The organism is Pelomonas sp. KK5 (assembly GCF_001984095.1).
Taxonomy (GTDB): Bacteria; Pseudomonadota; Gammaproteobacteria; order Burkholderiales; family Burkholderiaceae_C; genus KK5.
Genome location: NZ_LYVQ01000044.1, coordinates 1 through 25,133, shown reverse-complemented (window position 1 = coordinate 25,133; position 25,133 = coordinate 1). Strand labels below are relative to the sequence as shown.

At 69.9% G+C, this 25,133-nt stretch carries 22 protein-coding genes; 9 read left to right on the top strand and 13 right to left on the bottom strand.

The window, feature by feature from the left end; genetic code table 11:
• Position 1: 1 nt before the first annotated feature.
• The 5 genes from B0W88_RS09200 to B0W88_RS09180 all read right to left on the bottom strand — a co-directional run bounded on the left by B0W88_RS09200 (position 2) and on the right by B0W88_RS09180 (position 5,048).
• On the bottom strand, positions 2 to 1,177 hold the full coding sequence (locus B0W88_RS09200; protein ID WP_077034366.1) for an aldose 1-epimerase family protein: 1,176 nt from the start codon (positions 1,175 to 1,177) through the stop codon (positions 2 to 4).
• Positions 1,178 to 1,193: 16 nt separating this feature from the next.
• Positions 1,194 to 1,970: an ATP-binding cassette domain-containing protein gene (locus B0W88_RS09195; RefSeq protein ID WP_077034365.1), complete on the bottom strand. Its 777-nt coding sequence runs from the start codon at positions 1,968 to 1,970 to the stop codon at positions 1,194 to 1,196.
• Positions 1,971 to 1,986: 16 nt separating this feature from the next.
• Positions 1,987 to 3,039, bottom strand: a complete 1,053-nt coding sequence (locus B0W88_RS09190) for an ABC transporter permease (RefSeq protein ID WP_083748672.1) — start codon at positions 3,037 to 3,039, stop codon at positions 1,987 to 1,989.
• 14 nt (positions 3,040 to 3,053) lie between these two features.
• Complete coding sequence (locus B0W88_RS09185; protein WP_233151665.1) at positions 3,054 to 4,013, bottom strand: substrate-binding domain-containing protein; 960 nt, start codon at positions 4,011 to 4,013, stop codon at positions 3,054 to 3,056.
• A gap of 141 nt (positions 4,014 to 4,154) precedes the next feature.
• On the bottom strand, positions 4,155 to 5,048 hold the full coding sequence (locus B0W88_RS09180) for a LysR family transcriptional regulator (RefSeq protein ID WP_077034363.1): 894 nt from the start codon (positions 5,046 to 5,048) through the stop codon (positions 4,155 to 4,157).
• A 149-nt stretch (positions 5,049 to 5,197) separates the two neighbouring features.
• Between B0W88_RS09180 and B0W88_RS09175 the strand changes: the two genes are divergently transcribed.
• From B0W88_RS09175 to B0W88_RS09165, 3 genes are read left to right on the top strand one after another with little or no spacing between them, the layout of a single operon-like run.
• Positions 5,198 to 6,355, top strand: a complete 1,158-nt coding sequence (locus B0W88_RS09175; protein ID WP_077034362.1) for a M20 aminoacylase family protein — start codon at positions 5,198 to 5,200, stop codon at positions 6,353 to 6,355.
• 24 nt (positions 6,356 to 6,379) lie between these two features.
• Positions 6,380 to 7,690, top strand: a complete 1,311-nt coding sequence (locus B0W88_RS09170) for an MFS transporter (RefSeq protein ID WP_077034361.1) — start codon at positions 6,380 to 6,382, stop codon at positions 7,688 to 7,690.
• Positions 7,691 to 7,713: 23 nt separating this feature from the next.
• Complete coding sequence (locus B0W88_RS09165) at positions 7,714 to 9,597, top strand: amidohydrolase (protein ID WP_077034360.1); 1,884 nt, start codon at positions 7,714 to 7,716, stop codon at positions 9,595 to 9,597.
• Between the two features lie 29 nt (positions 9,598 to 9,626).
• On the opposite strand, the gene B0W88_RS09160 is transcribed toward B0W88_RS09165, so the two are convergent.
• Complete coding sequence (locus B0W88_RS09160; RefSeq protein ID WP_077034359.1) at positions 9,627 to 9,848, bottom strand: hypothetical protein; 222 nt, start codon at positions 9,846 to 9,848, stop codon at positions 9,627 to 9,629.
• 118 nt (positions 9,849 to 9,966) lie between these two features.
• Between B0W88_RS09160 and B0W88_RS09155 the strand changes: the two genes are divergently transcribed.
• The gene (locus B0W88_RS09155; protein ID WP_077034358.1) at positions 9,967 to 10,818 is read left to right on the top strand and encodes a LysR family transcriptional regulator; all 852 of its coding nucleotides are present in this window, start codon (positions 9,967 to 9,969) and stop codon (positions 10,816 to 10,818) included.
• Here B0W88_RS09155 and B0W88_RS09150 read toward each other — a convergent pair.
• The 3 genes from B0W88_RS09150 to B0W88_RS09140 form a co-directional block, all read right to left on the bottom strand.
• Positions 10,806 to 13,508: a TonB-dependent siderophore receptor gene (locus tag B0W88_RS09150; protein WP_077034357.1), complete on the bottom strand. Its 2,703-nt coding sequence runs from the start codon at positions 13,506 to 13,508 to the stop codon at positions 10,806 to 10,808. The two genes, B0W88_RS09155 and B0W88_RS09150, sit on opposite strands and share 13 nt — an antisense overlap.
• A gap of 146 nt (positions 13,509 to 13,654) precedes the next feature.
• Complete coding sequence (locus tag B0W88_RS09145; RefSeq protein ID WP_077034356.1) at positions 13,655 to 15,025, bottom strand: glutamine synthetase family protein; 1,371 nt, start codon at positions 15,023 to 15,025, stop codon at positions 13,655 to 13,657.
• Complete coding sequence (locus B0W88_RS09140; protein WP_077034379.1) at positions 15,022 to 15,828, bottom strand: gamma-glutamyl-gamma-aminobutyrate hydrolase family protein; 807 nt, start codon at positions 15,826 to 15,828, stop codon at positions 15,022 to 15,024. The genes B0W88_RS09145 and B0W88_RS09140 overlap by 4 nt, the downstream gene beginning before the upstream one ends.
• A gap of 178 nt (positions 15,829 to 16,006) precedes the next feature.
• On the opposite strand from B0W88_RS09140, the gene B0W88_RS09135 reads away from it, so the two are divergent.
• Positions 16,007 to 17,215: a diguanylate cyclase gene (locus B0W88_RS09135; protein WP_077034355.1), complete on the top strand. Its 1,209-nt coding sequence runs from the start codon at positions 16,007 to 16,009 to the stop codon at positions 17,213 to 17,215.
• A 7-nt stretch (positions 17,216 to 17,222) separates the two neighbouring features.
• Here B0W88_RS09135 and B0W88_RS09130 read toward each other — a convergent pair whose 3' ends face one another.
• The 4 genes from B0W88_RS09130 to kynB form a co-directional block, all read right to left on the bottom strand.
• The gene (locus B0W88_RS09130) at positions 17,223 to 17,645 is read right to left on the bottom strand and encodes a nuclear transport factor 2 family protein (RefSeq protein WP_077034354.1); all 423 of its coding nucleotides are present in this window, start codon (positions 17,643 to 17,645) and stop codon (positions 17,223 to 17,225) included.
• A 95-nt stretch (positions 17,646 to 17,740) separates the two neighbouring features.
• The gene (kynA, locus tag B0W88_RS09125) at positions 17,741 to 18,592 is read right to left on the bottom strand and encodes a tryptophan 2,3-dioxygenase (protein ID WP_077034353.1); all 852 of its coding nucleotides are present in this window, start codon (positions 18,590 to 18,592) and stop codon (positions 17,741 to 17,743) included.
• Complete coding sequence (kynU, locus tag B0W88_RS09120; protein ID WP_233151664.1) at positions 18,589 to 19,878, bottom strand: kynureninase; 1,290 nt, start codon at positions 19,876 to 19,878, stop codon at positions 18,589 to 18,591. The genes kynA and kynU overlap by 4 nt, the downstream gene beginning before the upstream one ends.
• Before the next feature lie 5 nt (positions 19,879 to 19,883).
• On the bottom strand, positions 19,884 to 20,504 hold the full coding sequence (gene kynB / locus B0W88_RS09115; protein ID WP_077034351.1) for an arylformamidase: 621 nt from the start codon (positions 20,502 to 20,504) through the stop codon (positions 19,884 to 19,886).
• Positions 20,505 to 20,660: 156 nt separating this feature from the next.
• Here kynB and B0W88_RS09110 point away from each other — a divergent pair, with 156 nt between their 5' ends.
• From B0W88_RS09110 to B0W88_RS09095, 4 genes are all read left to right on the top strand, one after another.
• Positions 20,661 to 22,970: a bifunctional salicylyl-CoA 5-hydroxylase/oxidoreductase gene (locus B0W88_RS09110; RefSeq protein WP_077034350.1), complete on the top strand. Its 2,310-nt coding sequence runs from the start codon at positions 20,661 to 20,663 to the stop codon at positions 22,968 to 22,970.
• Positions 22,967 to 23,692 carry an SDR family NAD(P)-dependent oxidoreductase gene (locus tag B0W88_RS09105; RefSeq protein ID WP_077034349.1) on the top strand — a complete coding sequence of 242 codons (726 nt, stop codon included), beginning with the start codon at positions 22,967 to 22,969 and terminating at the stop codon, positions 23,690 to 23,692. Before B0W88_RS09110 ends, B0W88_RS09105 begins: the two co-directional genes overlap by 4 nt.
• Before the next feature lie 82 nt (positions 23,693 to 23,774).
• Positions 23,775 to 24,245 carry a MarR family winged helix-turn-helix transcriptional regulator gene (locus B0W88_RS09100; RefSeq protein ID WP_077034348.1) on the top strand — a complete coding sequence of 157 codons (471 nt, stop codon included), beginning with the start codon at positions 23,775 to 23,777 and terminating at the stop codon, positions 24,243 to 24,245.
• Complete coding sequence (locus B0W88_RS09095; protein ID WP_077034347.1) at positions 24,245 to 25,084, top strand: enoyl-CoA hydratase family protein; 840 nt, start codon at positions 24,245 to 24,247, stop codon at positions 25,082 to 25,084. The genes B0W88_RS09100 and B0W88_RS09095 overlap by 1 nt, the downstream gene beginning before the upstream one ends.
• Positions 25,085 to 25,133: the final 49 nt, after the last annotated feature.

Here is a 25,133-nt window from a genome sequence, read left to right as displayed (position 1 = left end):
CTCAGTCGTCCCATCGCCCGGTGGGCGTTGGATAGTCCTGCTGCGGGTGCGGCGCCAGGCTGGCGATGCGGCGCTCGAAGCGCTCGATCTCGGCGCTGCCGTCCAGCACCGTGTAGTCCACGCCGTAGCGGCGCTCCTCGCCGGCGGCCAGCTGGATCAGCTCGCCGCGTTCGCGCGCGAACTGCTTGCCCGGCGCGTGGTTCGTGCTCGGCTCGATGGCCATCGTGTAGAGGCCGCTGCGCAGGTTCTGCCATTGCAGGTGGCAGGGGAACTCGCGCGCATCGACCTCGATCGCCAGACCCAGGCCGTGGCCGCCGTCGAAGCCCGGGTTCACCAGGCCCATCGGAATGCGCCCGTCGGGGCCGGCCGCCATCGCATGCTCGAACACCTGCTCGACGAAGCCCGGCTGCGGGCCGCCCTGGGTCACGCTGCCCACGCCCTGCTCGCGCAGGCGCCCGGCGTGCGCGGCCCACCGGGTGTGCCGCACCGGCGCCACGTAGCGGCTGCCGGCGTCGAGCAGCGGATGGCCCAGGTTGATGTGGTACATCAGCATGTGCGGCGTGGTGGAGAAGCCTTCGTTGACCACCCGGTCGCGGATGGAGAAGGTATTGCCGCCCACGCGGGCCTCGACCCGCCTGTAGAGGCACAGGTTCTCGCCGAAGACCGCGGCCTGGCGGACCTCGCCCTCGGCCCACAGCACGCACTCGTCGCCGTCCCAGCGCTCGCCATGGCCGGTCAGGCGCGCGGGCGTGTTGGCGATGCGGCCGTGCAGCGGCTGGCGGACCGCCTGGCGATGGGGGTGGTGGTAGTGCGCGGCGGTTTCCAGCTCCGGCCCCAGCGTGTGGTCCAGCCCGCAGGTGACGTGCAGGCCGCTGAAGGAGCGCAGCCAGCCCAGGCCGTCCTCGTCGGCGTTCTCGTGCAGGCCGGGATGGCGCAGGCCGGTCGGCGACTGCCAGCCCAGCGAGGCGCCACGGAACTCGCAGGGGCCGATGTCGAAGGCCCGGTCCACCAGCACGCGGAAGGCGAGGCCGGTGCCGGTGCGGAACTCGAGGCAGCGCAGGCCGCGCCCGGCGCCGTCGCCCAGCGTCAGCAACTGGACTCCGGCGTACTGGCCCAGCTGGCCCGCCTGCGCGGCCAGCTCGCGCCGGCTCCAGTCTCTTCCGAACAGTCGAGGCATGGTGGGGCCTTCCTGCTCAATGCGCGAGCGGCGCGACCGGCACGCCCTCGGTGATCAGCGACTCGGTGTGCCGCAGGTCGGTGTCGGCGCGGGCCATGTCGGAGACGATGGCGCCGCGGCGCATGATGATCACGCGGTCCGCCACCTCGAAGACATGGTGCAGGCTGTGCGTGATGTAGATGCAGGCATGGCCCTTGGCCTTGGCCTCGCGGATGAAGCGCAGCACCGCATGGGTCTCCTCGACGCCGAGGTTGTTCGTCGGCTCGTCCAGGATGATCAGGTCGGACGAGAAGAACATGGCGCGGGCGATCGCGATCGACTGGCGCTCCCCGCCCGACAGGCCCTTGATGCGCGTGTGCGGGTCCAGGTTCTTGGAGATGCCGGCCTGGCGCAGCAGCGCGCGGGTCTGCTCTTCGAGGAAGGCGCGATCGATCGGCGAGAACACGCCCATCCATGGATGGCGCAGCGGCTCGCGGCCGAGGAAGAGGTTGTGGGCGATGGACAGGTCCGGCGCCAGCGACGAGTCCTGGTGGATGGTCTCGATGCCGTTGCGGATGGCGTCCTGCGCGCAGCCGATGCGCGTTTCGCGGCCCTTGATGAAGATCCGGCCCTCGTCGATCGGGTGGATGCCCGACAGCGCGCGGATCAGCGTCGACTTGCCGGCGCCGTTGTCGCCCAGCAGCGCCACGATCTCGCCGCTGCCGATGCACAGGTTGATGTCGCGCAGCGCCTGGACGCTGCCGAAGGACTTGCTGACGCCTTCCAGGCGGATCAGTTCTTGGCTCGTGCTCATGATGATGCGTGGCCCTTCAGCGCAGCTTGGTGTATTTCTCGAGGCGCGCATGGATGATCAGCATCGCGAGGATGATCACGCCGACGAAGATGTTGTAGGCCAGCCCGGGGGCGCCGGCCATGATGATGCCGTTGCGGATGATCCGCAGCAGCATCACGCCGATGACGGTGCCGACGATCGTGCCCTGGCCGCCGGTCAGCACCGTGCCGCCGATCACGACCATGGCGATCACCTCCAGCTCGTAGCCGGTGCCGGCCACCGGCGAGGCCGAGGAGATGCGCAGCGCGCTGAGGATGCCGGCGAAGCCCGCGAGCGCCGAGGTCAATGCGAACAGGCCGATCTTCACGCCCGCGGTCGGCACGCCGCGCGCCGTCGCGGCCGCGCTGTTGCTGCCGGTCGCCACGATCCAGTTGCCCAGGCGCGCATGGCGCAGCAGGTAGTGGCACAGCGCCGCGAGGCCCGCGAACCAGACCAGGGACGCATTGACCGTGATGCCCGCGAGCTCGAAGTTGCCGGCCAGCAGCGAGCGCAGCAGCGACTCGTCCTCCAGCGGCTGCTGCGGGAAGCCGTTGGTGACGAACAGCGCCGACCCGCGGACGATCAGCAGGATGGACAGCGTGACCAGGAAGGACGTGATCGACAGGCCGGTCACCAGCACGCCGTTCAGGCAGCCAATCGCCACCGACACCGCCAGCGCGCCGGCGAGCGCCAGCGGCAGCGGCGCGCCGAACTGCACGGCCAGCAGCAGCAGGATCGGCGCCAGGCCGAACACCGCGCCGACGGAGAGATCGAACTCGCCGGCCGTCAGCAGCAGCGCCATGCCCAGCGCGATGATGCCCAGTTCCGGCACGATGGAGAGCAGCGTCGTCACATTGAGGCTGGAGAAGAAGTTCGGGTTCAGCATCGTGAACCCGGCGGACAGCACGAGCAGGATCAGCAGCGGCGTCAGTTCGCGATGCCTGGCCAGCGTGGCCAGGACGCGGACCTCGAGGCGCTTTCTTGCGGCGGCGGGCACGGGTGGGGGGACAGGTCTTGCCGCCCCCGGCGGCGCGAGCTTGGTGGTGTTCATGGGGTTCGCTTCGATCACTTCTTGGCGCCGGCCATCCCCTTGAGGATGTCCTGCACGGTGCTCTTGTCGTAGACGGCCAGGGTCACCACGTCATAGCCCTTGCCCTGCGGCTTGGCCAGGTTGTCGGCCATGATCACCGGCAGGTAGCCCTGGTCGTAGGGGAACTGCCACAGGCCAGCCTGCACATAGCCGGCCACCACCGCGTCGGCTGTTTCCCTGGTGTTGCCCCAGCCGACGACCGGGATCTGGCCCGGCTTGGCGCCGACGTTCTTCAGCGCCGTGCGCGCATGGGCGGTGACCAGGTCGCCCAGGCCGATGATGGCCTTCACGTCCCGATGGGCGGTGAGGTATTCGGTCATGCGGGCGATCAGGCTGGCCGGGTCCGAGCCGACCTCCAGCACCTGGTGCTTGATGCCCAGCGGATCGAAGACGCTGGCGATGCCCCGCGTCTCCAGGATCTGGTACGTGGCGCCCGCGGCCTCGACCGGCAGGAACACGCTGTCGCCGGCCTTCACCAGCTTGTTGTCCACCAGGTAGCGCGCCCAGATCACGCCCGCTTCCTGCAGGTTGGCGCCCACATAGGCATAGCGGCCGGAAGCGGGGTCGTCCGAGTTGAAGAAGATCACCGGGATGCCGGCCTTCTTCGCGGCGGCGACCTCCGTGTTCCACAGCTTGGGCTCGGCGCTGGTGGTGACGATCGCGTCGGCCTTGCCCGCGATCGCTGCGTTGATCGCCTCCTTCTGCCCCGCGACGTTGTTCGCGTTGAAGGACACGTTGCACCTGGCCCGCACCTTCTCGCAGGCCGCCTTGACGCCGCGGTTCCACTCGATCCAGAACGGATCCGACTCGCTGCCGTGGGAAACGAGGTAGATCTGTTTTGAGGTGCCCTGCGCGGCGGCGGGGCTGCACAGGAACAGGGCGGCAAGCGCCGCGGAGGCGGTGCCGAGGGTGAGTGTGCGCAGGGGGTGTTTCACGGTTTGTCTCCGGATGTCGTTGATCGATCTCGCCGCCTGCCGGATTCGTGCGGCCTGCGTGCTGCGATGGATTCTGGGATCGGGAGCCGAAATCGGTGAACGCCTTGCTTGAGGTGTTCTGAGGTGTTCTTGGGGATGGCCTCAATCGACCATCAGGCGCTCCACCAGGGCCCTGACGATCCCCATCGCCGGCGCCTCCACCCGTCCCGCCAGCGTCACGATCCCGAACCGCGCTGTCGCGTTCAGCGCCGGCTTCAGCGGCAGCTCCACCAGGTCCGGCGCCGCAGCCCGGATCGCGATCAGGATTGCGTCGCTGTGCCTGGCCACGTCCACCAGGCTCGGGATCTCCTCGCAGCGCAGCGTCACGCACTGCGCCGGATGGGCCTGCGGGCCGTAGCGCTCGACCAGCGTGCGGGCCACCTCGTCGCTGAGCGGGGTGGCGCCGATCGGGTAGGCCAGCAGGGCGTCGAAGCGCAGCGGCGTCTTGCTGTCGCGCCGCCGCGCCAGCGGATGGCCGCGCCGGCACAGGACGGTGCCGCGCATCTCGCTGACGCTGCCCACGTTCAGGTCCGGCGCCGGCTGCAACGAGCGCGCGTCCACCACCAGCGCGTCGAGCTCGCGCGCCCGCAGCGCCTGCACCAGCGTGTCGGTGCGGGCGCGCGAGACCTCGCAGCGGATCAGCGGGTGCTCGGTGGCCATCAGCTGCAGCAGCGGCGTCATCAGCATCGCGCCCGGCCCGGAGCCCATGCCGATGCGGATGGAACCGCTGCGGCCCGCCAACTGGCGGCTGCCGCTGGCCGCCAGTTCGTCGGCCTCGAAGACCAGGTGGCGGGCGCGCTCCAGCACCTCGCGCCCGTAGGCCGTGGGCGTGGCGCGGCGGCCCACGCGGTCGAACAGCGGCTGGCCCAGCTCGTCCTCCAGCGCCTTGATGCTGCGGCTCAGCGCCGGCTGGGTGAGGTGCAGTGCCTCGGCCGAGCGGCTGAAGGAGCCGCTCTGCGCGAGCGAGATCAGGTGGCGGAGCTGGACGAGCGTCATGGCCAAAGTATGCGCCCGACTCATTGAATGAGTCTCGACAATGCATTGGACGATTGCGATGCGGGCTCCTACATTCGAGCCAGATCCATTCGCCGGAGTCCCCGATGGCTGCCATTGATACGGAATCGAGCCCTTACCTGGCCCAGTCCATGAACGCCCAGGTGGGAGAGTTCATCCGCCTGCGCCGCGAGATCCACGCCGAGCCCGAGCTGGCCTTCGAGGAGCACCGCACGGCCGCGCTGGTGGCCGCGAAGCTGCAGGACTGGGGCTACGAGGTCAGCCGCGGCCTGGGCGGCACCGGCGTGGTGGGCACGCTGCGGCGCGGCACCGGCATGAAGCGCCTGGGCCTGCGCGCGGACATGGACGCGCTGCCGATCCAGGAGGCCACCGGCCACGCCTGGGCCAGCCGCAAGCCCGGCCTGATGCACGCCTGCGGGCACGACGGCCACACGGCCATGCTGCTCGCCGCGGCGAGGCGCTTGGCGGAACAGGGCCGCTTCAGCGGCACGCTGCACCTGATCTTCCAGCCGGCCGAGGAGGGCGGCGCCGGCGCGCTGCGGATGATCGAGCAGGGCCTGTTCGAGAAGCATCCCTGCGACGCGGTCTTCGCGATGCACAACATGCCCGGCGTCAAGCAGGGCCAGCTGGTGTTCCGCGACGGGCCGACGATGGCCTCCTCGGACTACGTGACCATCACCCTCAGCGGCTTCGGCGGCCACGGCGCGATGCCGCACAAGGCCACCGACACGGTGGTCGCCGCCGCCAGCATCGTGATGGCGCTGCAGACCATCGTGTCGCGCAACGTCGACCCTCAGCAGATGGCGGTGGTCACCGTCGGCGCGATCCATGCGGGCAAGGCCAACAACGTGATCCCCGCCCAGGCCACGCTGGAGCTGAGCGTGCGCGCGCTGGACCGCGAGGTGCGCGCGCTGCTGGAGCGGCGCATCCGGGCGCTGGTGTCAGCTCAGGCGGAGAGTTATGGCGTCGCCGCCGACATCGCCTGGCGCAGCGGCTATCCGGTGCTGGTCAACACCCCGGCCGAGACCGACTTCGCCCGCGCCGTCGGCCGCGAGTTGCGCGGCGACGCCGGCATCGTCGAGCACGGCCCGGCGCTCAGCGGCAGCGAGGACTTCGCCTTCATGCTGGAACGGCTGCCTGGCAGCTACCTGTTCATCGGCAATGGCGACGAGGGCGACAGCCAGGGCGCCTGCATGGTCCACAACCCCGGCTACGACTTCAACGACGACAACATCGCCATCGGCGCGGCCTACTGGACGCTGCTGGCCGAGCGATTCCTGGCAGACTGATCCTTCCAACCCGCGAGGCGCCCCATGGACATTGCCACCCCGGCCTTCACCTCACCGGCGAGCCCCAGCCGCATCCCCACGCGCACGACGATCCCCACCAAGATCGTCGCCGCCACCGTGGCCGGCAATGCGCTGGAGTTCTACGACTTCGTCACCTACGCCTTCTTCGCCGTCTACATCGGCAAGACCTTCTTCCCGGCCTCCACGGCCATGGGCTCGCTGCTGCTGTCGGTGGCGGTGTTCGGGGTAGGTTTCGTGTCGCGGCCGCTGGGCGGGGTGCTGATCGGCGCCTTCGCCGACCGGGCCGGCCGCAAGCCGGCGATGCTGCTGACGATCGCGCTGATCACCGTCGGCACGCTGGGCCTGGCGCTGACGCCGTCCTACGAGCGCATCGGCATGGCGGCGCCGATCATCGTGGTGATCTGCCGGCTGGTGCAGGGCCTGGCGCTGGGCGGCGAGGTGGGGCCGTCGAGCGCCTTCCTGATCGAGGCGGCGCCGGCCGACCGGCGCGGCCTGTTCGCCAGCTGGCAGCTCGCCAGCCAGGGCGCGGCGACGCTGGTGGCCGGCGGGCTGGGCGTGTGGGTGCTGTCCGCGCTGAGCCCGGCCGAGGTGCAGGCCTGGGGCTGGCGCCTGCCCTTCGCCGCGGGCCTGCTGCTGCTGCCGGTGGCCCTGTACCTGCGCCGCGCGATGCCCGAGACCCTGCACGACGCGCCGGTGGTGGCCGCCAACAGCGGCACCGCCGGCCTGGTGAAGCACCGGCGTCTGATCACGCTGGCGGTCTTCGTCGTGCTGGGCGGCACGGTGTCCAACTACGTGGGCAGCTACATGACCACCTATGCGATCACCACGCTGAAGTTCCCGCCGCTGATCGCGATGGGCGCCACGGTGATGGTGGGCCTGATGACGCTGGTGTTCTCGCTGGTGGGCGGCTGGCTGTGCGACCGCTACGGCCGCAAGCCGGCGATGCTGTGGCCGCGGCTGGCGCTGGCGCTGCTGACGGTGCCCGCCTTCGGCCTGCTGATCGCCAACCCGACGCCGGCGATGCTGCTGGCCGTGACGGCCTTCCTGGCCATCCTGCAGGCGATCACCGGTGCGGCCTCGCTGATCGCCATCCCCGAGCTGCTGCCGCGCGGCATCCGCGCCACCGGCCTGTCCATCGCCTACGCGATCGGCGTGGCCCTGTTCGGCGGCACGACCCAGTTCATCATCACCTGGCTGATCGGCGCCACCGGCAACCCGGCCGCGCCGGCCTGGTATGTGGCGGTGACCAGCGTGATCACCGCGGTGGCGATGCTGATGCTGCCGGAGAGCCGCGACCGGGCGCTGGAGAACTGACTGATCGGGCTATCGTTGCGGGCATGACGAGCCCCGACACAGACGCCAGCCGCTTCCCCGACCTGATCCTGCACGGCGGCCGGATCACCACGCTGGACCGCGGCCGGCCCCAGGCGGGCGCGGTGGCCATCAGGGATGGCCGCTTCCTGCGTGCCGGCGACGACGCCGAGATCCTCGCGCTGGCCGGCCCGGCCACGCGCTGCATCGACCTGCGGGGCCGGCCGGTACTGCCGGGCCTGGTCGACAACCACACCCACCTGATCCGCGGTGGCCTGAACTACAACCTGGAACTGCGCTGGGACGGCCTGCGCAGCCTGGCCGACGCGATGGCCCTGCTGAAGCGCCAGGTCGATCGCACGCCGGCGCCGCAGTGGGTGCGGGTGGTGGGCGGCTTCAGCGAGCAGCAGTTCGCCGAGAAGCGCCTGCCGACGCTGGACGAGCTGAACGCGCTGGCGCCGGACACGCCGGTCTTCATCCTGCACCTGTACGACCGCGCGTTGCTGAACCGCGCTGCGCTGCGCGCCGTCGGCTACACGCGCGACACGCCGGAGCCGCCGGGGGGCCAGATCGTGCGCGACCGCGACGGCCATCCGACCGGCCTGCTGCTGGCCCGGCCGAATGCGGCCATCCTCTACGCCACGCTGGGCCGGGGCCCGAAGCTGCCGTTCGAGTACCAGCTGAACTCGACCCGCCATTTCATGCGCGAGCTGAACCGCCTGGGCATCACCGGCGTGATCGATGCGGGCGGCGGGGCGCAGAACTGGCCCGACGACTACGAGGTCGTGCGCCGGCTGGCGGCCGAGCGGCAGCTGACCGTGCGCATCGCCTACAACCTGTTCACGCAGAAGCCGAAGCAGGAGAAGGAGGACTTCCTCGCCTGGGCCGCCTCGTCCGCCTACAAGCAGGGCGACGACTACTTCCGCCACAACGGCGCCGGCGAGATGCTGGTGTACTCGGCCGCCGACTTCGAGGACTTCCGCGAGCCGCGGCCGGAGCTGGCGGCAGGCATGGAGAGCGAGCTGGAGGACGTCGTGCGCCTGCTGGCCCAGAACCGCTGGCCCTGGCGCATGCACGCCACCTACGACGAGACCATCTCGCGGGCGCTGGACGTGTTCGAGCGTGTGGACGCGGAGATCCCGCTGGCCGGCCTGAACTGGTTCTTCGACCATGCCGAGACCATCTCCCAGCGCTCGATCGACCGCATCGCCGCCCTGGGCGGCGGTGTGGCCGTGCAGCACCGGATGGCCTACCAGGGCGAGTACTTCGTCGAGCGCTATGGCGCGGCGGCCGCGCAGGCCACGCCGCCGATCGCGCGGCTGCTGGACAGCGGCGTGCGCGTCTCGGCCGGCACCGACGCCACCCGCGTCGCCTCCTACAACCCCTGGGTCTCGCTGGCCTGGATGATCACCGGCAGGACCGTCGGCGGCCTGCAGCTCTATCCGCAGCGCAACTGCCTGGACCGCGAGACGGCCCTGCGGATGTGGACCGAGAAGGTCGCCTGGTTCTCGGACGAGGACGGCCGCAAGGGCCGCATCGAGGCCGGCCAGTTGGCCGACCTGATGGTGCCGGACCGCGACTTCTTCGCCTGCCCGGAATCGGAGATCGCGGACACGGCCTCGCTGCTGACGCTCGTCGGAGGCCGGGTCGTCTACGCCGCGGGACCGTTCGCGCCCGAGGACGAGGCCTCACCGCCGCCGGCGATGCCGGACTGGTCGCCGGTGCGGCTCGAGCGCCAGGCGCCGGACGAGGGCAGGCCGCTGCAGCGGGCCTTGAAGGCGGCGGCCGCCTGTGCCTGCTCACGTGCCTGCGGCGTGCACGGCCACGCCCATGCCTGGGGTGCCTCCGTGCCGGCCGCGGACCTGAAGGGCTTCTGGGGCGTGCTCGGCTGCGCCTGCTGGGCGGCCTGAGCGCCGGGGCTGCACGGCCGCGATGCGGCTCAGTGGATGTTGCAGCCTTCGAGGTAAGGCACGGCCGCGGCATCCGCGGGGGACGGCCCGGCGCTCCCGCCACGGCCTTCGCGGACGGCGGCGACCAGCAAACCGATCGGCGCGAGCGCCAGGCTGCGCCGCAGCTCGGCCTCGAACGCGGTCCAGCCCGTGGAGGGCCGTGCGGGGTGCTTGATGCCGGCTTCGACGGCGCGGGTCTGGAAGGTCTTCATCGGATGCTCCTTGAACTGAGGTGATGGCTGGATCGTCGATCGCCGTTGAAGTCATGTAAAGCGATCTTTATTGGCAATTGAATGCAAAATAGTTGCATCAATTCTCTGGAGGCCTGCCTTGGACATCACGCTCGCCCGCACCTTCCTCGGCATCGTGGCCGCGGGCAGCTTCGTCCGCGCCGCCGAGGACCTGCACGTCACGCAGACGGCGATCAGCGCGCGGGTGCGCACGCTGGAGGAACTGCTGGGCGCGCGCCTGTTCGTGCGCAACAAGGCCGGCGCCTCGCTGACGCCGGCCGGCGAGCAGTTCCGCCAGTACGCCTCGATGCTGGTGCAGGTGTGGGAGCGCGCACGGCGGCAGGTGGCGGTGCCGGCCGGGCGCGAGCTGCTGCTGACGATCGGCTGCGAGATGAGCCTGTGGGATCCGCTGCTGCTGGACTGGCTGCTGTGGATGCGCACCTCCGCGCCGCAGCTGGCGCTGCGCACCGAGGTCGGCTTCCCGGCGGACCTGATCGACCGGGTCGCCGCGGGCCTGCTGGACCTGGCCGTGGTCTACGCGCCGCAGCAGCGGCCGGGTCTGCGCATCGAGCTGCTGATCGAGGAGAAGCTGGTGCTGGTGACGACGCGTAGGCGCGGCAACAGGCTCGACCCGGCCGACTATGTCTACGTGGACTGGGGGCCGGAGTTCGCGGCCCAGCATGCGCTGGCCTATCCCGAGCTGAGCCATGCGGGCGTCAGCGCGGGCCTGGGGCCGCTGGGGCGCGAGTACGTGCTGGCGGCGGGCGGCAGCGGCTACTTCCGGCTGGCCGTCGTGCGCGAGCACCTGGAGAGCGGCCGGCTGCGCCGCATCAAGGGCGCGCCGGAGTTCCTCTACCCGGCCTATGCGGTGTTCGCGGAAGGCGCGGACATGGCCGTCATCGAGCCGGCGCTGGCGGGCCTGCGCGAGGCGACCGGCGGTCAGAAGGTGTAGGTCGCGCCCACCGTGAAGTAGCGGCCGATGGCCCCGTCCTGATGCATCGGGTTGTAGGCCGCGCCGCCGGACTGCGCGCCGTTGCCGGGCGTGCCGAAGGTCTGCAGGTCGTAGGGCGCCTTGCGGTCGAAGAGGTTGCTGACGGCGCCGCGCAGCGTCAGCTGCTTGCTCAGCTCGTAGCGGGCCGACAGGCCCACCGTGGTGAAGGACGGCACGCGGCAGAAGCGCTGCGACTGGGCGGTGACGCCGGCGGGGAAGGTGCCGCTGAGCCAGTAGTCGCAGACGTTGTTGTCGGCGCCGGCGGTGGCGTCGAGCACGCTCATGCCGCTGATGTAGTTCAGCGTGCCGGTCAGCTCCAGCGGGCCGTGGCTCCAGGTGAGGCTGGCCTGGGCGCGGTCGCGCGGGGTGCCGGTGTCGCCGGAGATGAAGCTGGGCCCGTGGGTGCCGGGGAAGCGGTAGGTGGTGCCGCCGAAGACCATGTCGTAGGCCAGCATGTGGGTGATGCTCAAGCCGGTCTTGAGCTTGTTGCCGTCGCCCAGGTCGAAGTGGGTGCGCAGGTCGATGTCGACGCCGCGGGTGTGGGTGCGGCTGGCGTTCAGGAAGGGGTAGGTCTCGTAGACGATCGGGCCCACGGTGGCGCCGGGGATGCTCGGGTCGGGGTCGGCGCGATAGAGGACGGCGCCGTAGGCGGCGGGGTTGTTGATCTGCGTCTGGCCCAGCAGGCCCACGGCGATGATCTGGTCCTTGATCGTGATGTCGTAGTAGTCGACCGAGACGTTGAACCAGTCGGTCGGCTCCACGATCACGCCCAGCGTCCAGGACTTGGAGTGCTCGGACTTGAGCTTCGGGTTCGACACCTGCAGCTGCGGGAAGTACAGCACGCACTGGTTCGGGTCGATCGCGGTCGCGTTGTTGCCGTTCGCGCACAGGATCGGGTCATAGACCGGGTTCAGCACGCCCGAGGTGGAGCCGGCCTTGCCGGTCTCGGCCGGGTTCGGTGCGCGGAAGCCCTGCGAGTAGGTGCCGCGCAAGGTGAACTGCTTGGTCGGCGTGTACTTGGCACCGAGCTTGGGCGTGACCGAGCTGCCGTAGCCGGCGTAGTGGTCGACCCGGGCGGCGGCGTCCACCTCCAGCTGCTTGGTGAACGGCGCGGCCAGCTCGGCATAGGCGGCGCTGACCTTCTGCGAGCCGACGGCGAAGGAGTAGATCGGGCTGTATTGGTCGCCGGCCGCGAAGTTGGCGGGGAAGGTGTCGTTGAGCTTGCGCTGCAGGTACTCGGCGCCGAGGCCCAGCGAGAGCGGGCCGCCGTCCAGCTTCATCAGGTCGCGCGTGCCGCGCAGGCTGATGAAGTTCAGCGAGTTGGTGGCATTGGAGCGGCCGGTCGGGGCGATGCGCTGGCGCAGCGCCTCGCTGATCGTCTGCTGGCCGGGCACGAAGCTGCCGTCGTCCAGCGCGCCCTGGAAGCCGGCGATGCTGAGGAAGTTCTGGCTGCTGAGGTGCAGCTGCGTGCGGGTCAGGCCCACCGAGGCGTCGATGGACCAGACGCCCAGTTCGCCGCTCAGCTCGGCCACCAGCCGGTAGGAGCGGGTCTGGCTGTGCTGGGTCTGCGGGCCCAGCTGGTTCAGCGGGTCGGTGAAGTCGGAGCCGTCCGTGTTCTTGAAGACGTAGAGGCTGTCCGCGTAGGCGGAGGTGGGGCTCTGCGCATTGGCCGGGCCGAAGATGAAGCTCTGCTGCCCGCCGCTGATGTCGTTGAACACGCCCACCTGCGTGGCCTTGCTCTGCAGCACCGAGGCCTGGATATTGCCGGTCCAGCTCTCGCCCAGCTTGGCCGAGAGGCGGCTCATGAAGTTGATGTTCTCGGTGCGCGGGGAGAGCTGCAGGAAGTCGTTGCCGGCGAGGTTGGGCGTGCCGTTGCTGTCGAAGATATTGGGCGTGCCGCCCCACTTGGACCAGTCGGTGATCGCGAGGTAGGACCGGTCCTTCAGCAGCACCGGGCTCTGGCGGCGGAACTCCAGCGAGGCGTAGGCGTTCCAGCCGTTGGCGTCGAGGTCGCCGGTGCCGGCGGTGATCGAGGCGTGGCTGGTCTGCCCGTCGCCGCGGGAGGAGACGCCGTAGTCGCCGTTCAGCGTCAGGCCCTTGAACTGCTTCTTCAGGATCACGTTGACCACGCCGGCCATCGCGTCGGAGCCGTAGACGGCGGAGGCGCCGTCCTTCAGCACCTCGATGCGCTCGATCGCGTCGAAGGGGATGGAGGCGATGTCCACGAAGTCGCGCTCGCCGTCGTCGGGCATCGGGTAGGAGGCCATGCGATGGCCGTCGATCAGCACCAGCGTGGCGCCGACGGTGAGGCCGCGCAGCGAGACGCCCGAGCCGCCGGCCGCGAAGGCGCTGGCATTGCCCTGGCTCAGCGAGCCCATATTGTTGGCGCTGATGCCGTGCAGCACCTCGGCCACGCTGGTGTAGCCGGAGGCCTTCATCTCGGCGGCGCCGATCACCTGCACCGGGCTCGGCGTCTCGCCGGAGATGCGGCGCAGGTTGGAGCCGGTGACGACGACGCGGCCGAGCTGCTCGGTGTCGGCTGGCTGCTGCTGCTGCTGGGCCAGTGCGCCGAAGCTGGCGCAGGCCATCAGGCAGGTCATCAGGCAGGCCGCATGGACGGCCCGCGTCTTCTTGTTCTTCCATCGCTGCATGTCTGGACTCCCCGTTGTGATGCCGTCACGCGAGCAAGTTCAGCGCCAGCGGCGGCGCCGTGATGATGCGATCGACGATGCCGCGCTGGCTAGGCCCGATGCCGCGGCAGTGGGAACGGCACAACAGCCGCGCGGTCAGCGGCTGGTCAGACGTGCAGCAGCAGGTGCTCGCGCTCCCAGGGCGAGATCACCTTCATGAACTCCGCGTGCTCGATCTCCTTGACCTCGGTATAGACGGTCACGAAGGCCTGGCCCAGCACTTCGGCCAGGTCGGTCTCGGCGCGCAGCAGTTCCAGCGCCTCACCGAGGCTGCGGGGCAGGGCGAAGTCGCCCAGGTAGGCGTCGCCCTGGCATTCGGCGCTGGGCTCGATGCGGTTGCGGATGCCCAGGTAGCCGCAGGCCAGCGTGGCGGCCAGGGCCACGTAGGGGTTGGCGTCGGCGCCGATCACGCGGTTCTCGATGCGCCGCGCGGCCGGCGCCGCCAGCGGCGAGCGGATGCCGACGGTGCGGTTGTCGGTGCCCCACTGGATGTTGATCGGCGCGGCGGCGCCGCGGGTGAGGCGCCGGTAGCTGTTGACGTAGGGCGCGAACAGCGCCATCGCCGCCGGCACGTAGCGCTGCAGCCCGCCGATGTACCAGCGGAACTCGTCGGTGGCCGAGCCGTCCACCGGATTGCTGAACAGGTTGTTGCCGCTGGCCTTGTCGACGATGCTCTGGTGGATGTGCATCGCGCTGCCCGGCTCGCCGGCGATCGGCTTGGCCATGAAGGTGGCGAACATGTCGTGGCGCAGCGCCGCCTCGCGCACCGTGCGCTTGAAGAAGAAGACCTCGTCGGCCAGGCCCAGCGGGTGGGCGTGGAAGAAGTTGATCTCCATCTGGCCCGCACCGATCTCGTGGATCAGCGTGTCCACGTTGAGCTTCATCTTGGCGCAGTAGTCGTAGATGTCCTCGAACAGCGGGTCGAACTCGTTGACCGCGTCGATCGAGTAGGCCTGGCGCGAGGTCTCGGCCCGGCCGCTGCGGCCGATCGGCGGCTTCAGCGGCATGTCGGGGTCGGTGTTGCGCGCCACCAGGTAGAACTCCAGCTCCGGCGCCACCACCGGGCTCCAGCCCTGCGCCTCGTACAGGGCGCAGACCCGCCGCAGCACCGAGCGCGGCGCGAAGGGCACGAGCTGGCCGTCGCGGTCGAAGCAGTCGTGGATGATCTGCGCGGTCGGGTCGGTGGCCCAGGGCACGATGCGCACCGTGCTCGGGTCGGGCTGCAGGTGCATGTCGCGGTCGGTCGGGCTGATGACGTCGTAGTAGATGCCCTCGGACGGGAACTCGCCGGTCACGCCCATCGCCACTACCGCCTCGGGCAGGCGCATGCCGCGGTCCTCGGTGAACTTCTCGCGCGGCAGGATCTTGCCGCGCGCCACGCCGGTGAGGTCGGGCACCAGGCACTCGACCTCGGTCACGCCGTGCTGGCGGAACCATTGCTCGAGGTCGGCGAAGCGGGTATTGGTGTTCTCGTTCATCGTGGTCCCTGTTGTGCTGCTGGTCGGTTCTGGCGATAGCTGCTGCAGGCCTCGCCGAAGGCCTGCAGCAGCTGCATGGAAACGGGGTTGCCTTCGGCCCGCCACTCCGGGTGCCACTGCACGCACAGCGCGAAGGTGGAGCGGCGCGCGGCGCCGTCGGGCGGAATGCTGAAGGCCTCGACCAGGCCGTCCGGCGCACGGGCCTCGACCCGCAGGCCCGCGGCCAGCCGGTCCACGCCCTGGCCGTGCAGCGAGTTCACCGCGATCTGCTCGCGCCCGCCCAGCAGCGCGGCCAGGCAGCCGCCGGGCTGCAGCCGGGCCGGGTGGCTGTCGCCGTACTTCACCTCGACCGGCTCGCCCTCGGGCTCGCGGTGGTCGGCATGGCCGGGGAGGTCCTGCACGGCCTGGTGCAGCGTGCCGCCCAGCGCCACGTTCACCTCCTGCAGGCCGCGGCAGATGGCCAGCAGCGGCAGGCCGCGCGCCAGCAGGCGCGGGATCAGCGGCAGGGTCCAGGCGTCGCGGGCCGGGTCGAGCGGCAGCGAGGGGTCGTGCAGCGCGGCGCCGTAGTGGTCGGGGTGGACGTTGCTCTTCGAGCCGGTCAGCAGCACGCCGTCGGCGAGGTCCAGCAGCGCGTCGAGCTCCTGCTCATCCACCGGCGGCACCACCAGCGGCAGCGCGCCGGCCAGGCGCACCGCCTGCACGTACTTGGCGCCGGCGACGTGGAAGGGATGCTCGCCGAGCAGGCGCTGGCAGCTGGGCACGAGGACCAGCGGAAGGCTGGGGCTGGCATTCGGGGCCTGCATCGGGCGGATCTCCTGCGGCACGCGGTTGAAACCATTCTGACGCATGGGCCGCCGCCCGCCTGCTTCCGGGGTCGAGCACTGTTGCGTGAACTCCTTCACAGGCAGCGGCCCCCGCGTTCGTGGTGGAGCCGGGCCGTAAGGGACACGGCAGGGGACGCGCACCCGTAACCTTCTGTCAATGGATCGAGCTGCATTCACCCTCCTGCCCGAGCCGGCGACGGGCCGCGCCGGCGCCGAAGCCCTGCCGCTGGCCGCCTTGATGCTTCAGCGCGCCGCCGCCCGGCAGGACGCCGCCGCCCGCAGTGCGCTGCTCGGGGCGGCGCTGGTGGGCGCCGCCCACTGGAACGGCCCCGGCGCCGGGCTGCTGCCCTGGTTCCTGGCTCTGCGCCTGATGCTGTTCGCCCATGGCTGGTGGCTCGGGCGGCGCCTCCGTGCGCTCGACGGCCAGGCGGCGCAGGCCGCCGCGCTGGAGCCGCGCTTCGTGCTGGGCCTGGCGGCATCCGGCGCCACCTGGGGGCTGGTGGGCTGGATGGTGCCGAACATGGACCTGGTGCACTGGAGCGCGCGCGACGTGTTCTCCTGCCTGGTGCTGGTCTACGTGTCCAGCATGATGCTGATCACCGCGGCCCACAGCCCGCGCGGCATGGTGGCCCACATCGGCGCGCTGTGGGGCGTGGCGGTGCTGCCGGCGGCCTTCCAGCGCGAGGCGCTGCAGGAGAGCCTGGTGATCCTGGTGGCGGTGGCCGGCCTGCTGGTCACGACGCTCGGCTACGGGCGCATGCTGGTGCGGCAGACGCGCCGCGGCGTGCTGGCCGAGCTGGAACGGGAGCAGCTCACGCTGAACCTGCGTCGCGTCAACGGGGAGCTGGAGCAGGCGCTGCGCCAGGCGACGCAGGCCGCCAGCCGCGATTCCCTGACTGGCCTGCTCAACCGCCGCGCCCTGCATGCGCGGGCCGACTACATCGCCGCGTCGCGGCGGCGCGAGCCCGGCCCCTGCACCGTCATGTTGCTGGATCTGGACCACTTCAAGCGCATCAACGACCTGCACGGCCACGCCGCCGGCGACGCGGTGCTGATGGCCATCGCCGCGACGCTGCAGGGTGAGCTGCGCGAGGTGGACGTGGTGGCGCGCTGGGGCGGCGAGGAGTTCCTGGTGCTGATGCCGGACTGCGCGGTCGAGGCCGCGATGGCGCGGGCGGAGCAGGTGCGCGTGGCGGTGGGCCGCACACTGGTCGCCGCGCTGCCGGCCGGCTACGCGCTGAGCGTCTCCATCGGCGTGGCCGAGTGGCCACTCGCCGGTGACCTGGTAGACGCCGTGCGCCGGGCCGATGCCGCGCTCTACCGGGCCAAGGCCGCGGGCCGCGATCGCGTGACGGCCGCGGCCTGAACGGCGCTCAATGGGCGGCTTCGGCCGGCGTCTCCGTGTGCATCACACAGCGCCAGCGGCCGTCCTTGCGCGTCCAGACCGAGGCGTCGGACATGTGCTGCTCCATGCGCTCGGCGACGGTCCTGCTCTCGCGCGGCGCCATCACCTGGCGGACCTTGTAGCTCATCACCGCCGTCCCCTCGGTGGGGAACACCACCTCCATGTCGCTGAGCTCGTAGTCCTTGAGGACGAACTTGCCGTGCTCGGCCATCTGGCGGTACTGGGCATGGTCGAAGCGCATGCTGCCGTGGGCGCTGATCATCAGCGCGGGCTCGTCGAGCAGGCCTAGAGCGGTGTCGGTGTCCTCGTCGACCATGGACTGCCAGAACTGCTTTTCCAGGCCGATCAGGGTGTCGGCGGCCGATCCGGCCAGGGAGGAGGGGGTGCTCATGGGGCGTCCTTCGGAACTGCTGAGATCGCCCCAGTCTGCGCCGATCCGCGCCGCGCCTGCATCGGACAAGCGGGGCGCCGCCTGTCGGCTTCCTCCTACAGCTCGGTGCGCAGCGCCCACAGCTCCGGGAACAGCACCACGTCCAGCATCTTGCGCAGGTAGCTGACGCCGCCGGTGCCGCCGGTGCCGCGCTTGAAGCCGATCACCCGCTCGACCGTCGTCACATGGCGGAAGCGCCAGAGCCGGAAGGCGTCCTCCAGGTCCACCAGTTCCTCGGCCATCTGGTAGAGATCCCAGTGCTTCGAGGGATCGCGGTAGACCTCCAGCCAGGCGGCCTTGACGCCGTCGTCGGCCGCGTAGGGCTGGGTCCAGTCGCGCTGCAGATGGGTGGCCGGCACGACGATGCCGCGGCGCTGCATCAGCTTCAGCGCCTCGTCGTAGAGGCTCGGCGCCTGGTAGGCCTCCTCGACCTGGGCCAGCAGGTCCGGCCGGTGCGCATGGGGCTTCAGCATCGCCGCGTTCTTGTTGCCCAGCAGGAACTCGATGCGGCGGTACTGCGCGCTCTGGAAGCCGCTGCTGTTGGCGAGGTAGGGGCGGATGGCCGTGTACTCGGGCGGTGTCATCGTGGCCAGCACGTCCCAGGCGTGGACCAGCTGCTCCATGATCCGCGAGACCCGGGCCAGCATCTTGAAGGCCTCGGGCAGCTTGTCCTGCGCCACGTGTTGAATCGCGGCCTGCAGCTCGTGCAGCATCAGCTTCATCCACAGCTCGGAAGTCTGGTGCTGGACGATGAAGAGCATCTCGTTGTGCTCGGGCGAGAGCGGATGCTGGGCGTTCAGGATCTCGTCGAGGTGCAGGTAGTCGCCGTAGCTCATGTCCCTGGAGAAGTCGAGCTGGGCGCCTTCCTCCTTCACGACACCCTCGGTGTGATGCATCGGGCAGCTCATGTCACCGCTCCCTGCTTCTGGAAGCGCGGCTGCAGGTACTCCTTGCCGCGCAGCACCTGCACCAGGTGTTCCACCGCGTCCCACACCTCGGCGAAGCCGAGATACAGCGGCGTGAAGCCGAAGCGCAGCAGGTTGGGCGCGCCGGCGCGGTAGTCGCCGATCACGCCGCGGCCGATCAGCGCCTGCACGGTGGCATAGGCCTCGCCGTTCATCTCCTCGGACAGCGCCAGCGAGACCTGGCTGCCGCGCAGGGCCGGGTCGCGCGGCGAGGCGATGCGCACGCCGAACTCGGCCGCCAGCCGCTCGTCCACCAGCGTGATGAAGGCATTGGAGAGGTCCAGCGACTTCTGGCGCAGCGCGGCCATGCCGCCCATCGGCTCGGCCGCCAGCAGCGTGTCCACGCCGCACTCCAGCGCCGCCATCGCGATGATGCCGGGCGTGCCGCAGATGTAGCGCTTGATGCCCGCGGCCGGCTGGTAGTCGGTCGTGAAGGCGAAGGGCGCCTCGTGGCCCAGCCAGCCCGACAGCGGCTGCCAGCACTTGTCCGCATGGCGCGGATTGACCCAGACGAAGGCCGGCGAGCCGGGGCCGCCGTTGAGGTACTTGTAGCCGCAGCCGATGGCGAAGTCGGCATTGGCCGCCAGCAGGTCCACCGGAATGGCGCCGGCCGAATGGCACAGATCCCACACCGTCAGCGCGCCGGCGGCGTGGGCCTGGGCGGTGAGGGCCTGCATGTCGTGCACGCGGCCGCTGCGGTAGTTGACCTGGGTCAGCATCAGCACGGCCAGGTGCTGGTCCATCACGGCGGGCAGTTCGTCGGGCGAGTCGATCAGCTTCAGCGTGAAGCCGTGCTGCTTGGCGAGGCTCTGGGCGATGTAGAGGTCGGTCGGGAAGTTCTCGCGCTCGGAGACGATGGTGCGGCGCGACGAGTTGCCGGCCTGCGCCTTCACCTGTTCCAGCGCGGCCGACAGCACCTTGTAGAGGTTCAGCGAGGTCGAGTCCGCAACGATCACCTCGCCCTTGCCGGCGCCGATCAGCCGGGCGATCTTGTCGCCGATGCGGTGGGGCTGCTCGATCCAGCCGGCGTCGTTCCAGCTGCGGATCAGGCCCACGCCCCATTCATCCTCCACCACCTGGCGCGTGCGCTCGGCGGTGGCCGCGGGCATCGCGCCCAGCGAGTTGCCGTCCAGGTAGATCACGCCGGGCGGCAGGACGAACTGCTTCTTCAGCGGGCGCAGCTTGTCGGCCGCGTCCATCAGTTCGTAGTCGTGTCTCGTCTTGCTCATGGTCTTCATTTCCTCAGTACGGCGCGCACCGGCGAGGCGCAGGCCCCGGCCAGCTTCAGCGGCAGTGCAATCAGTTCGTAGTCGCCTTCCGGCACCTCGTCCAGAACCAGGTTCTCCAGCACGCGCAGGTCCAGGCGCAAGAGGCGCTGGTGGCTGTCCAGCGTCTTGCTGTCGGCCGGGTCCACCGAGGGCGTGTCCAGCCCGATCAGCTTCACACCTTGCGCCGCCAGCCATTCGACGGTCTCGGGCGCGTAGGCGGTGAAGTGCGGGTTCCAGGTCTCGTCGGCCTTCTCCATGCAGCGCACCAGCACCCGCTCGGGTAACTCGTTAGCTGCGTGCATCAGGTGCTCGATGCGGATCAGCGGCCCGCAGCCGATCGCGTGGATCACGCGGCAGGGGCCGAGGTACGGGTGCAGGTCCACCTCGGCCGCGCTGGCGGCGCCATTGGCGTAGTGCAAGGGCGCGTCGCCGTGCGCGCCGACGTGCGGCGACATCGTGATCGCGCTCAGGTTGACCGGGCAGTCCGGTCCCAGCTGCGCGGTCCAGCGGAGTGAAAAGGGCTCGTCGCCGGGAAAGATCGGCGAGACGGGCGAGACGGTGGGAGAGATGTCCCAGAGCCGTGTCATGTGGGGCTCCTCGAAAAACGGGCGAACTCTAGAAGGGTTCCGCAGGCCGTGGTGTCGGTTATTTCCAACGCGCAGCATGAAGTTTGGCACAGCTGGAAAGTATTTGACATCTAAATTATCTATGCCTAAAGTTGCTCGCAACAAGGAGTTCGATCCATGCGCATCACCTGCATCGGCGGCGGCCCCGCCGGCCTGTACTTCGCGCTGCTGATGAAGAAGCAGGACCCGCGGCACGAGGTCACCGTGCTGGAGCGCAACCGCGCCGGCGACACCTTCGGCTGGGGCGTGGTCTTCTCCGACCAGACGCTTGGCGCGCTGCGCGAGGCCGACCCCAAGACCGCCGACGAGATCCTGCAGGCCTTCAATCACTGGGACGACATCGACGTCCACATCGACGGCCACAGCGTGCGCTCCGGTGGCCACGGCTTCTGCGGTATCGGCCGCAAGAAGCTGCTGAACATCCTGCAGTCGCGCTGCGAGGAACTGGGCGTGAAGCTGGTCTATGAGGCCGACGTGCAGGACGACGCCGACATCGATGCCGACCTGATCATCGCCGCCGACGGCCTGAACAGCCGCATCCGCAACAAGTACGCCGCCAGCTACCAGCCCGACGTCGACCTGCGCAACTGTCGCTTCGTCTGGCTCGGCACCGAGAAGCTGTTCGACGCCTTTACCTTCGATTTCCAGAAGACCGAGCATGGCTGGTTCCAGGCCCATGCCTACCGCTTCGACGAGCACACCTCGACCTTCATCGTCGAGACGCCCGAGGCCGTCTGGCAGGCCGCCGGCCTGGCGGACATGAGCAAGGAAGAGGGCATCGCCTTCTGCGAGACCCTGTTCGCGGGTGTGCTGGACGGACACAAGCTCGTCTCCAATGCCTCGCACCTGCGCGGCTCGGCGCAGTGGATCCGCTTCCCTCGCGTGGTCTGCCGCAACTGGGTCCATCACAACGGCCGCGCGCCGGTCGTGCTGATGGGCGATGCCGCGCACACCGCGCACTTCTCGATCGGCTCCGGCACCAAGCTGGCGCTGGAAGACGCGATCGCGCTGGCGAACGACATCGCCGAAGAGAAGGGCGACCTGTCCGCTGCGCTGGACCGTTATGTCGCCACCCGCTCGATCGACGTGCTGCGCATCCAGAACGCCGCCCGCAACTCGACCGAATGGTTCGAGAACGTCGAGCGTCATGCGCGGCTGGACCCGCAGCAGTTCGCCTACTCCCTGCTGACCCGCTCGCAGCGCATCTCGCATGAGAACCTGCGGCTGCGCGACCATGGCTACGTGGAGCGTTTCGAGAGCTGGCTGGCCGGTGGCGATAAGGCCGTGCCGCCGATGTTCACGCCCTTCACGCTGCACGGCCTGACGCTGAAGAATCGCGTCGTCGTCTCGCCGATGGCGCAGTACAGCTGCGTGGACGGCCTGCCGGCCGAGCATCACCTGATGCACCTCGGTGCGCGGGCGATGGGCGGCGCGGGCCTGGTGTTCGCCGAGATGACCTGCACCTCGCCCGATGCGCGCATCACGCCCGGCTGCCCGGGCCTGTGGAACGACGAGCAGGGTGCGGCCTGGAAGCGCATCGTCGACTACGTGCATGCGAGCACGACGGCGAAGATCGCGATGCAGCTGGGTCATGCCGGCGCCAAGGGCTCGACCCGCGTGGCCTGGGAGGGCATCGACCTGCCGCTGGACACGGGCAACTGGCCGCTGATCTCGGCCTCCGAGCAGCAGTACCTCGAAGGCATCAGCCAGCAGTCGCGGGCGATGACGCGGGAGGACATGGACCGCGTGAAGGCCGATTTCATCGCCGCGACCCGTCGCGCGCGGGCTGCCGGCTTCGACTGGCTGGAATTGCACTGCGCGCACGGCTACCTGCTGTCCAGCTTCATCTCGCCGCTGACCAACCAGCGCAGCGACGAGTACGGGGGCTCGCTGGAGAACCGGCTGCGCTTTCCGCTGGAGGTGTTCGCCGCGATGCGTGCGATCTGGACCGGGCCGCTGTCGGTGCGCATCTCGGCCCATGACTGGGTGGCCGGCGGCATCACGCCACAGGACAGCGTGCTCGTCGCCGAGGCCTTCAAGGCGGCCGGCGCGGACCTGATCGACGTGTCCTCCGGCCAGGTCAGCAAGCAGGAGAAGCCGACCTACGGCCGCATGTGGCAGACGCCGTTCTCCGAGAACATCCGCAACCGCGTCGGCATCGCGACGATCGCCGTCGGCGCGATCTCCGAGGCGGACCACGTCAACAGCATCATCGCGGCCGGCCGCGCGGACCTCTGCGCCGTGGCACGCCCGCACCTGGCCAACCCGGCCTGGACGCTGACCGAGGCCGCGCGCATCGGCTACACCGGCATCGAGTGGCCGAAGCAGTACCTGTCGGGCAAGCAACAGCTGGAGCGCGAGTTCGAGCGGCAGCGGGCGCAGGGCGTGGCGGCGCAGGAACAGGCGAACAAGGCGCTGGGCGTATGAAGGATCTTCATGCGGTCGTGACCGGCGGCGGCAGCGGCATCGGCGCGGCGATTGCGCGGCAGCTGCGGAAAGCTGGCGCCAGGGTGACCTTGATGGGCCGCAACGTGGAGCGGCTGAAGGCCACCGGCCTGCCGTACCAGCCGGCCGACGTGGGCGACGAAGCCAGCGTGCGTGCGGCCTTCACCGCCTGCGGCCCGGTCGACATCCTGGTCAACAACGCCGGCCAGGTCGAGACGGCCAAGGCCACGGCCACCTCGCTGGAACTCTGGCAACGCATGCTGCAGGTCAATCTGACCGGCACCTTCCTGTGCAGCCGCGAGGTGCTGGACGGCATGGCGAAGCGCGGCTTCGGCCGGGTCATCAACGTGGCCAGCACCGCTGGACTAACGGGTTATGCCTACGTGGCGGCCTACTGCGCGGCCAAGCATGGCGTCGTCGGACTGACCAAGGCGCTGGCGCTGGAGTATGCGAAGAAGGGCGTGACGGTGAACGCCGTCTGCCCGGGCTACACCGAGACGGACATCATCGAGCGCTCGGTGCAGACGCTGGTGGCCAAGACCGGCCGCAGCGCGGACGAGGCGAAGGCGGAGTTCGCCAGGAGCAATCCGCAGGGGCGGCTGGTGCAGCCGGACGAGGTGGCTTCGACGGTGCTGTGGTTGGCGGGGGCTGGCGCCGTGAACGGGCAATCGATTTCGGTCTGCGGCGGGGAGATTCTGCGATGAGCCGCGCAGCGCCGGGCCGCCCCAAGCAAGCGGCTGTCCCCTCGGGGGACCGGCCAGCGTACTCGCTGGACGAGGGGCAGACATGACCGACATGGAATCGCGAGTCGCCGACGGCGACCACCAGGCGCTCAAGCTCTGGCTGCGCCTGCTCGCCTGCACCACCCGCGTGGAGAACCAGATCCGCAGTCGCCTGCGCACAGACTTCGACACCACGCTGCCCCGCTTCGACCTGCTGGCGCAGCTGGAGCGTCACCCGGACGGCCTGTCGATGCGCGAGCTCTCGCAGCGGCTGATGGTGACCGGCGGCAACGTCACCGGCATCACCGACCAGTTGGAAGCGGAAGGGCTGGTGGCGCGCGAAGCCCACCCGAGCGACCGCCGCTCCTTCGCCGTCAAGCTGACGGCCGCGGGCCGCCGCCAGTTCAAGAAGATGGCCAGCACGCACGAGCAGTGGATCGTCGAGCTGCTGGCCGGATGGAACACCGAGCAGAAGGGCCAGGTCTATGAACTGCTGGCCGTTCTGAAGGATCAACAAGCAAAGGACATGAGCTGATGGACAAGCACCTGGCGGCGGGCAATACCGTCGATCTGATGAGTTATGCGCCCGAGCACTTCCGCTGGGAGCAGCAGGGCAGCGTGGGCCTCATCACGCTGAACCGCCCCGAGCGCAAGAACCCGCTGACCTTCGATTCCTACGCCGAACTGCGCGACCTGTTCCGCACGCTCTGCTATGCGCCGGCGGTCAAGGCCATCGTCGTGCAGGGCGCCGGCGGCAACTTCTGCTCCGGCGGCGACGTGCACGAGATCATCGGCCCGCTGACGCAGATGTCCATGCCCGACCTGCTCGCGTTCACGCGGATGACCGGCGACCTGGTCAAGGCGATGCGCGCCTGCCCGCAGCCGGTGATCGCCAGCATCGACGGCGTCTGCGCCGGCGCCGGCGCGATCATCGCGATGGCCTCGGACATGCGCGTGGGCACGGCCCGCTCGAAGACCGCCTTCCTGTTCACCCGCGTCGGCCTGGCCGGCTGCGACATGGGCGCCTGCGCGATCCTGCCGCGCATCGTGGGCCAGGGGCGCGCGTCGGACCTGCTCTACACCGGCCGTTCGCTCGGCGGTGAGGAGGGCTACTCCTGGGGCTTCCTGAATCGCCTGGTGGAACCGGAGCAGGTGCTGGAGACCGCACTGGCGCTGGCGACGGACCTGGCGAGCGGTCCCAGCTTCGGTCATGCGATGACCAAGAAGATGCTTCATCAGGAATGGGCGATGGGCGTGGACGAAGCGATCGAGTCCGAGGCGCAGGCCCAGGCGATCTGCATGATGACGCAGGACTTCCACCGGGCGTATCACGCCTTCGTGGCCAAGCAGAAGCCGGTGTTCGAGGGGAACTGAAGATGTCTGGTCGTTGGCGGAGAGCGCTGAGCGATGGGGCACCCCATGG